This window comes from Mesorhizobium sp. WSM4813, from assembly GCF_055811555.1.
Genome location: NZ_JBVVQU010000112.1, coordinates 1 through 7,518, shown reverse-complemented (window position 1 = coordinate 7,518; position 7,518 = coordinate 1). Strand labels below are relative to the sequence as shown.

9 protein-coding genes and 1 pseudogene are annotated in these 7,518 nt (G+C 64.8%); 5 read left to right on the top strand and 5 right to left on the bottom strand.

What is annotated here, in order from left to right:
- Positions 1-275 precede the first annotated feature (275 nt).
- On the bottom strand, positions 276-734 hold the full coding sequence (locus AC0L25_RS31935; protein WP_473599110.1) for a GNAT family N-acetyltransferase: 459 nt from the start codon (positions 732-734) through the stop codon (positions 276-278).
- Between the two features lie 84 nt (positions 735-818).
- On the bottom strand, positions 819-1,187 hold the full coding sequence (locus AC0L25_RS31930) for a hypothetical protein (protein ID WP_473599109.1): 369 nt from the start codon (positions 1,185-1,187) through the stop codon (positions 819-821).
- Between the two features lie 208 nt (positions 1,188-1,395).
- Here AC0L25_RS31930 and AC0L25_RS31925 point away from each other — a divergent pair, with 208 nt between their 5' ends.
- A complete protein-coding gene (locus tag AC0L25_RS31925; protein ID WP_473599108.1) occupies positions 1,396-1,698 on the top strand; it encodes a hypothetical protein in 303 nt (100 codons plus the stop codon).
- A 50-nt stretch (positions 1,699-1,748) separates the two neighbouring features.
- Here the strand turns inward: AC0L25_RS31925 and AC0L25_RS31920 are convergent, their stop codons facing one another.
- Complete coding sequence (locus tag AC0L25_RS31920) at positions 1,749-2,444, bottom strand: XRE family transcriptional regulator (protein ID WP_077382554.1); 696 nt, start codon at positions 2,442-2,444, stop codon at positions 1,749-1,751.
- Between the two features lie 439 nt (positions 2,445-2,883).
- Here AC0L25_RS31920 and AC0L25_RS31915 point away from each other — a divergent pair, with 439 nt between their 5' ends.
- From AC0L25_RS31915 to AC0L25_RS31905, 3 genes are all read left to right on the top strand, one after another.
- The gene (locus tag AC0L25_RS31915; protein ID WP_473599107.1) at positions 2,884-3,270 is read left to right on the top strand and encodes a hypothetical protein; all 387 of its coding nucleotides are present in this window, start codon (positions 2,884-2,886) and stop codon (positions 3,268-3,270) included.
- 299 nt (positions 3,271-3,569) lie between these two features.
- Positions 3,570-4,166, top strand: coding sequence for a DUF6456 domain-containing protein (locus AC0L25_RS31910; RefSeq protein WP_473599106.1), 597 nt, complete (start codon positions 3,570-3,572; stop codon positions 4,164-4,166).
- A gap of 137 nt (positions 4,167-4,303) precedes the next feature.
- Entirely contained in the window at positions 4,304-4,570 is a 267-nt protein-coding gene (locus tag AC0L25_RS31905) for a hypothetical protein (protein WP_473599105.1), read from the top strand.
- Positions 4,571-5,186: 616 nt separating this feature from the next.
- Here AC0L25_RS31905 and efp read toward each other — a convergent pair.
- Positions 5,187-5,753, bottom strand: a complete 567-nt coding sequence (gene efp / locus AC0L25_RS31900) for an elongation factor P (RefSeq protein WP_029351194.1) — start codon at positions 5,751-5,753, stop codon at positions 5,187-5,189.
- Between the two features lie 129 nt (positions 5,754-5,882).
- Between efp and epmA the strand changes: the two genes are divergently transcribed.
- Entirely contained in the window at positions 5,883-6,926 is a 1,044-nt protein-coding gene (epmA, locus tag AC0L25_RS31895; protein ID WP_473599104.1) for an EF-P lysine aminoacylase EpmA, read from the top strand.
- Between the two features lie 3 nt (positions 6,927-6,929).
- Here the strand turns inward: epmA and AC0L25_RS31890 are convergent.
- Positions 6,930-7,243 (bottom strand): annotated as a pseudogene (locus AC0L25_RS31890) (endonuclease domain-containing protein).
- Positions 7,244-7,518 lie beyond the last annotated feature (275 nt).

The window sequence follows — 7,518 nt, the reverse complement described above, 5'->3', positions numbered from 1 at the left end:
CCGCCTCATTTTTTAAAACCCCCCCCCCCCCCCCGCGCTCGCCCCCCCCCCCCCCCCGCGGGGGGGGGGTGGGGGGCCCCCCCCGCCCCCGGAGAGGGGGCTTTCGTAGGGCGCAGTCCCCCTCTCCGTCTCGGCTTCGCCGAGCCACCTCTCCCCCACTTTCGTGGGGGCGAGGAACCCAAGCTGGAATGAAGCCGCGATCCTTCCCATCCCGTGCCGGATATCTCCCCCGCAAGGAGCAAGATCGGCAGTGCCCTGATTACAGGTGCCGCGAGCTACAACGCCATCTTGTAGCCGAGATGGCTGGCGGTGAAACCGAGGCGCTCGTAGAAAGCGTGCGCCTCCCGTCGGCTCTTGTCCGTCGTGAGCTGGACGAAGCTGCAGTTTCGCGAACGGCACGCTTCAACCGCCCATTCGATCATCTGCTTGCCGACACCGCGAGACCGCCATTGTCGCGCGACGCGAACGCCTTCGATCTGCCCGCGCCAGGCGCCTTTCCTCGAAATACCTGGAATGAAGCTGAGCTGCAGGGTTCCGACGACTTGCCCGGCTTCGACGGCCACGGCCAGCAACTGGTTGGGATCGGCTTCGATTGCTCGGAACGAATCGAGGTAGGACGGCGCGAGCGGCGTCGACGGGTCTTCGCGGCCGGCGCCGAGCGCATCGTCGGCAAGCAGTGCGACAATCGCCGGCAGGTCGGGCGCTTGTGCGCGACGGAACTCAATCTCGCTCATTGCGGGGAGACATACGGCGCGGGCTTGGCGACGGCAACAGCGATCCAGGCATTCGCGAGCCAATGACGTCGGCGATCCTCCGGCCTACGCCGCCTGCCGCGGCCAGAGGCGGCGGCCGTAGCGGCGGAAGAAGCGCGCCAGCAGAAGCTGCTGCCTGGCGCGGGCGAGATCGGCGCCGCGCCTTTCCTGGCGCCAGCGCGGCATGTTGCGGAACAGCGCGATGAAGCGGGCGGCGTCCTCGAGCGCCTCCTCAGCCGACTGCGCCGGGCGGATCGCCGCCAGGAACAGCGCCTCGCCATGCTTCAACCGGTCGATCATCGCCTTGCGCTGGTCGTGGCCCAGGCGCGCCTTGCCTATGCCGTCGAGGCGGATGGCCGCAAAGGCCGCCAGCATGGCCGGGCTGTCGCCGGTATAGCCGCAATCGCGGGCGAATTGAGCGGAGAGGGTGTCCATCCTGGTTTCCTTGGCTTGCGGCGGCCGCGACGGTCTTGCCGCCCATGCGTACGTCCACGGCGCTAACTATCTATCGGATATTCGATGAAAGCATAACTCAAAAATATGCACAAGTTAAACTTTTGCTGGGGTTGGGCAGAACCGACTCGACTCTTCGGCAAAAACCGATGATGATGCGAACAAAACAGGAACCGAGGCGCTAGGGACGATGGCATTGCCGGGCAGGGAAGCGACGATGGCCGAGGTCGTCTCGATTGCGGTCGAGTGTATCGATTGCGGCCGCAACAGATGGTGGAAGCCGGCTGAGCTCAAGCGCTTCGGGGTGACCGCGCAGACGCCGCTGGCGGCCCTTTCGGGGCGCCTTCGCTGCTCGGCCTGCCGCGCCGACGGGCTGCCGGGCGCGGCGGTCGCGGTCCAGGCGGCGTTCATCGACGAGCAGCAGCAGCGCCGCGCCGAGGCGCGGATGCTCAGCGAGCGCGAGGTTCCCCTGGAGAGATCCAGACGGGCTTGAGTGGTGGAAACGCCATCTCCCCCTTTGCGGGGGAGATAATACCCGCCGCCCTAGTACCCCAGCAGTTCCTTGAGTGGGATGACGCGCCAGACGTGCTTGATCGCGTAGCGGTTGAAGGTCAGCGTCTTCGGTGGATTGTACTGCTCGACGACCAGCTCGGCGGCGGTGCGCTTGACCAGCTTCTTGATGAAGGCCTTGCCGTTGCGCTCGTTTTCCTCGGGAAACATCTCGATCACCACGTGGTCGCCGGGCACGGCGTCGCGGCCGCCGCAATAGAGCATCTCGCCGGGCTCATAGCGCGGCACCATCGAGTCGGAGAGCACATGCAGCGCAAACACCTTGCGTAAATGGGCGATGCCGGGCGGGCGCTGGACATAGCCGGCGACCTCGCCGTTGAAGGTGAAATCGCCGTCGTCGCCGCCGACCGCCGCGCCCAGAAGCTCGATATCCATCGGGCCGGCGGGCAGGGGGGCGGCGTCGGTGACGATCTCGGCGTCGGCGACATTGTCGGCGTCGTCGAGGAAGACGACCTCGCCCTTGCCGAGCGCCACCGGGTCGACGCGCAGGAAGGCGGCGGTCTTCAAAAGGTTCTCGGTTTTTGGCAGGTTGCGGCCGGTTTCCCAATTGCCGACGGCGGCTACATCGGTGTCGTTATGCTCGGCAATATGGCGCATCACCAGGCCACGCTGCTTGCGCGCCTTGCGGATCGCCGCCCCGACCTTGATCGACAACGAGGTTTTCGCCATGGCGCATCTGAAACATAAGAATCGGTTTCGTCTATGAAAGAATGGCTTGCATAAGTTTTCGAGTTATGCTTATATACAGCCATGCACAAACCACGTTGCCCCATCTCGTTTTCCCATCCGTCCCGGCTGTCCTCCTCCCCGGCCGGGACGAAGCCCGAGGCTACCGCCTCGGCTCCGGTCGCCCTGCCGTCATCGCAGGCGACCGGAACGGCCGGAGCCGTTCCCCTCACGGCTCCGGCCACGAATGTCCGCGAGTGCAATGCCGGCCTTTCTTGCATCCGCACCGAGGACGGCACGGTCATCGTCTTCGATCGGCGCGCGGGCAGGGCGGTTTCCGGCGCCACCCGCGAGGCGGCCGAGGCGAAGCTTGGCTGTCGGAGGTGATCGTCCTCCCCGGACGAGCTTCGGCATCTACGCAACCTTTCAATGGAAGAACACCATGCCCGCGCACACCGAGGCAGAATTGCAAAGCATCGCCCGCACGCCGGCCAGGCTGGCGCCGCCGGTCTGGCTGCCCCAGCGCCAGTTCGTGCGCGAGATCCACGGACCCGAGGCCCTCAAGGTGCCGGCGCCCCGCCTCTTAGCCGCCGCCGGGCGCCGGCCGCATGTCGCGGCTATGCGCTTCATCGACTGCCTGTTCAACCGCTGCCGTGCGCCGCTCGATCTGACGCTCGAGGAAGACCCCGAAAACGACGCGCCCGGCAGCCGGCCGGGACTGGAGATGCTGTGCTGCGGCCTGCGCACGCAACCACTGAAAAGCTACTGCGCCTATCACGCGGCGCGCTTCTGCGACCATCGCCGCACCGCGCTGGCGGATACGGCGTGAGCAGCATCGGTCGAGATTCTTCTCGCAAGCACGGCGGCCTGGTTCCTCGCCCCCGCCGTGCGGGGGAGAGGTGGCTCGGCGAAGCCGAGACGGAGAGGGGAGCGCCCTACGCAAAGCCAAAGCTGGATGAGGAATTGCAAAGTCCAAACCGATGAAGACCTAAGCTCTTCAACGACGAAATCGCCGGCGTGCGGCGCGACTGCCCCTCTCCGTCTCGGCGTTGCCGAGCCACCTCTCCCCACTCCGTGGGGCGAGGAACCCAGATCCTGCGAAGGCAGCAATCAAACGAGGAGCCACAGATGAGCAAGAAGACCGCCCAAAAGGCCAAGCCGCCCAAACTAGCCAAGGGCGAGGCCGAGCAGGTGCGCATCCGCAAGGAGGTCGGCCATGATTTCGCGCTGAAGGACGACGCCTTCGGCCGCAAGCGGCTGGCGGTGGGCACGTTGGAGGCGAGGCGCATCTATGAGGTTTCCAATGATGGCCCGCCCGGCGGCATTGTGCGGGTGCGCAATGTCGACCCGCTGACCGGCATCACCTCGCTGTCGCGCCAGCAGCGCGAGGCGGGCATGCGCTACCGCGAGGATTTTCGCGTCTCGGCGCAGGACGGGGTCAAGCCGATGGCGCTGACTGAGCGCGTCGACGGCGGCCGCATCGGCGGCGGCGTTGCCGATCGTATCCTGTCGGCCGGCCGCGCCTATGCCGACGCCACCAGGGCGCTTGCGCATTGGGAGGTGTCGGGCGTGGTGCAAAAAGTCTGCTGCCATGGCGAAACGGTGAAGAGCCTCGCCGAACAGACGGGCGAGCCGCGGGATGTGGTGTCTAAACTGCTCAAGATCGGGCTGGATTTGTTGGCGGTGCATTACGGGATGATGCTGATGCGGCGGCCGCGGGGGTAGGGCGCGAACGGTCGGGCGGGGCGCCGCACCGATGGGCGATCAGGCTAGAGGCGAGCCTCGATCCGCCAGCGTCCTCCAATTGAAGGGCGCGGGCTTCTCGACCGGCTGCTACGGTGCGCCATTGCTGGTAGATCGCAATGCCAAAGCCACCGCTAGACCCTCATTTCGCAGACGTGGCGCCGACGTCTTCGGTGCTGACCGCCTATGACGAGCACTGCATGCTGACTTACATCCGGCTGCTCGATGCTTCGGCGGACGGGGCCGATTGGCGTGAGGTCGCCCGCACCGTTCTGCACATTGATCCGAGCCAGGAGCCGGAACGGGCGTTCCGGGCTTGGGCGACGCATCTGGCGCGCGCTCGCTGGATGACCGGGAACGAGGGTTGGCGCCGATCGGCACGATGAGCGGCGTGGATTGACGCCGGGCATTTTCCGTGGAACTGCCGTCCCGGTTTGCCCGTTAGATAGGAAATCAACTGGGAAGCGCCTGATGAACTCTTGGCAAATCAACACTTTGGAGGCGTGCTGCCTTCTTGCCGTTCCGCTGTCGATGATCCTTACGGTTCTGGTAGCGGGTCTCATCCTTGGCTGAATCCCCGCTGCAGTGTCCCATAAAAGAAGGCTCTTCCCGGCCCGCATGGTGGCACGGGCCAATCGCGGGTTGCGGCCCTACTTTGGCATTCTGCGACGTTCAGGCGCCGTAGCGAGCACACGGTCTCGCTCGCCGTATACTTATAGGGGATTGTTAAGAGACAGGATTAACGCGTATTAGCGAGTTAGAGTTAACAAAGGGTTTTCCGGTGACGCTGCTTCAAATCTCCTCGATCGTGGCCGAACTCGCAGTCTCCTACGTCACGATTGCACTCACATATCTGGCAGCTGTGTACGCGATTTGCTCCCGCTATTAGGCGCGCGCGCCCAGTCGGCTTCCAGCACACGACGCCTGTCGCCCGACTGGCGCCAATTACATCACGGGTGCCTATCGCGACAGCGTCATCTTGGACGCGCATTGCCCAGCCTCTCAATCCTTGGCGCGCTCCACGTACGCGCCATCGGCTGTCATCACCACCACGCGGGTGCCGGCGCTGATGTGCGGCGGCACCAGCGTGCGCACGCCGTTGGACAGCGTCGCCGGCTTGTAGGACGAGGATGCCGTCTGGCCCTTGGTCACCGGCTCGGTCTCGACCACCTCGAAGGTGGCGCGCTGCGGCAGCACCAGCGAGATGGCGATGCCATTGTGCTGCGAGATCTGCACCGCCATGCCTTCCGTGAGATAGGGCGCCATCTCGCCGACCACGCTTTCCGATACCGCGACCTGGTCGTAGCTTTCCGGGTTCATGAAATGGAAGCCCTCGCCATCGCGATAGAGGAAAGTGTGCTCGCGCTCCTCGACATAGGCGCGCTCGACCTGCTCGGTGGTGCGGTAGCGCTCCGAAACCTTCACTCCATCGGAGATGCGGCGCATGTCGAGCTGGGTCACCGGCGTGCCCTTGCCCGGATGGATGTTTTCGGCAAAGAGGATCACATAGAGCTTGCCGTCCTTTTCGACGACATTGCCTTTGCGTAGGGAACTGGCGATGACCTTCACGGGCTTTATTCCTAAGAGCGTTGACTGGCATGGGAGCGCCGACTGGCGCAAATCGGCTGCGGGAGCCGTTCGGTGCGGCCTAGCGCATCTTGGCGACAATCGCCAGTCCTCCATGCAAATCCGGCTGTCATGACCGCCGCCTCGCCCTGGTGGACGCCTGATGTTCACGCCGACCGACGGCCGCGGCTGATCCTGCGCAATGCCATCACTGCGGCCCTGCGCGACTGGTTTGCCCGCCGCGACTTCGTCGAGGTGGAGACGGCGGCGCTGCAAATCTCGCCCGGCAACGAGGCGCATCTGTCGGCCTTCGCCACCCAGGCGATCGGGCCGGACGGGCAGCATCTGCCGCTCTATTTGCACACCTCGCCGGAATTCGCCTGCAAGAAGCTGCTCGCCGCCGGCGAGAAACGCATCTTCAGCCTGAGTGCCGTCTATCGCAACCGCGAGCGCGGCCCATTGCACCATCCGTCCTTCACCATGCTCGAATGGTACCGGGCTGATGAGACCTATGAGAGCCTGATGGAGGATTGCGCCGGGCTTGTCGCGCTGGCCGCCGAGCGCGCCGGCACAAAACGTTTCGCCTTTCGCGGCCGCGAGGCCGATCCGTTCGCCGAGCCCGAACGGTTGAGCGTCACCGAGGCCTTCATGCGCCATGCCGGTATCGACCTGCTGGCCACGGTCGCCGCCGACGGCAGCACCGATCGCGAAGCGCTGAACGCGGCTCTGATCAAGGCGGGCTTACGCACGGCGCCCGACGACAATTGGGCCGATCTGTTCAGCCGGGTGATGGTGGAAAAGATCGAGCCGGTGCTGGGGCAGGGGCGCGCCACCATCCTTTACGGCTATCCGATTTCGGAGGCCGCCCTTGCCCGGCCGAGCGCGGATGATCGGCGCGTCGCCGAACGCTTCGAGCTCTATTGCTGCGGCGTCGAGCTGGCCAACGCCTTCGGCGAGCTGACCGACGCCGCCGAGCAGCGCCGGCGCTTCATCCTCGAGATGGACGAGAAGGAGCGCATCTATGGCGAACGCTATCCGATCGACGAGGATTTCCTCGCCGCACTGGCCATCATGCCGCAGGCAAGCGGCGCCGCACTCGGCTTCGACCGGCTGGTGATGCTGGCAACCGGGGCGATGCGGGTCGAGGATGTGATGTGGACGCCGGTGGCGGAGTGAAAGTCAGCGCCTGTCCGCACCGGCCTCGATGATTATGTGCTGGCAGACATTGTCGATATCGCGAATGACGTCGTCGTTCAGAAACGCAGGATGGTCCAGCCATCCTGCTCCAGACGCTTTGTCCTCGCCTCATCGCCTGCATTGGCGTCGGCATGCTGCGAACCATCGACTTCGACGACGAGTTTCTTTTCCGGGCAAGCAAAGTCGACGATGTAGCCAGCGATCGGAAATTGTCTCCGGAACCCAAGCCCCCTCAGCCGATGCGCGCGAAGCTCATTCCAGAGCTTCAATTCGGCGTCGGTCATGGCTTTCCGCATCGACTTTGCATTGGCGCGATTTCGTGGGGCAACGGCGTGTGAGGCATCGTCAGTGCTCGATCGCTATTGAGGTTGGCGCTCTACGGCGCCCCCCTCTGTCCTGCCGGACATCTCCCCCACAAGTGGGGAGATTGGCAGTTGCGCCGACAGCGCCCCTTTTTCGAGGTTGGCGATTGGCGAAATCAAAGATGACGGCCGATCTCCCCCCAAGTGGGGGAGATGTCCGGCAGGACAGAGCGACTGTCTTGGAAGTCAAGCTGTTTGCCATGGTTTTT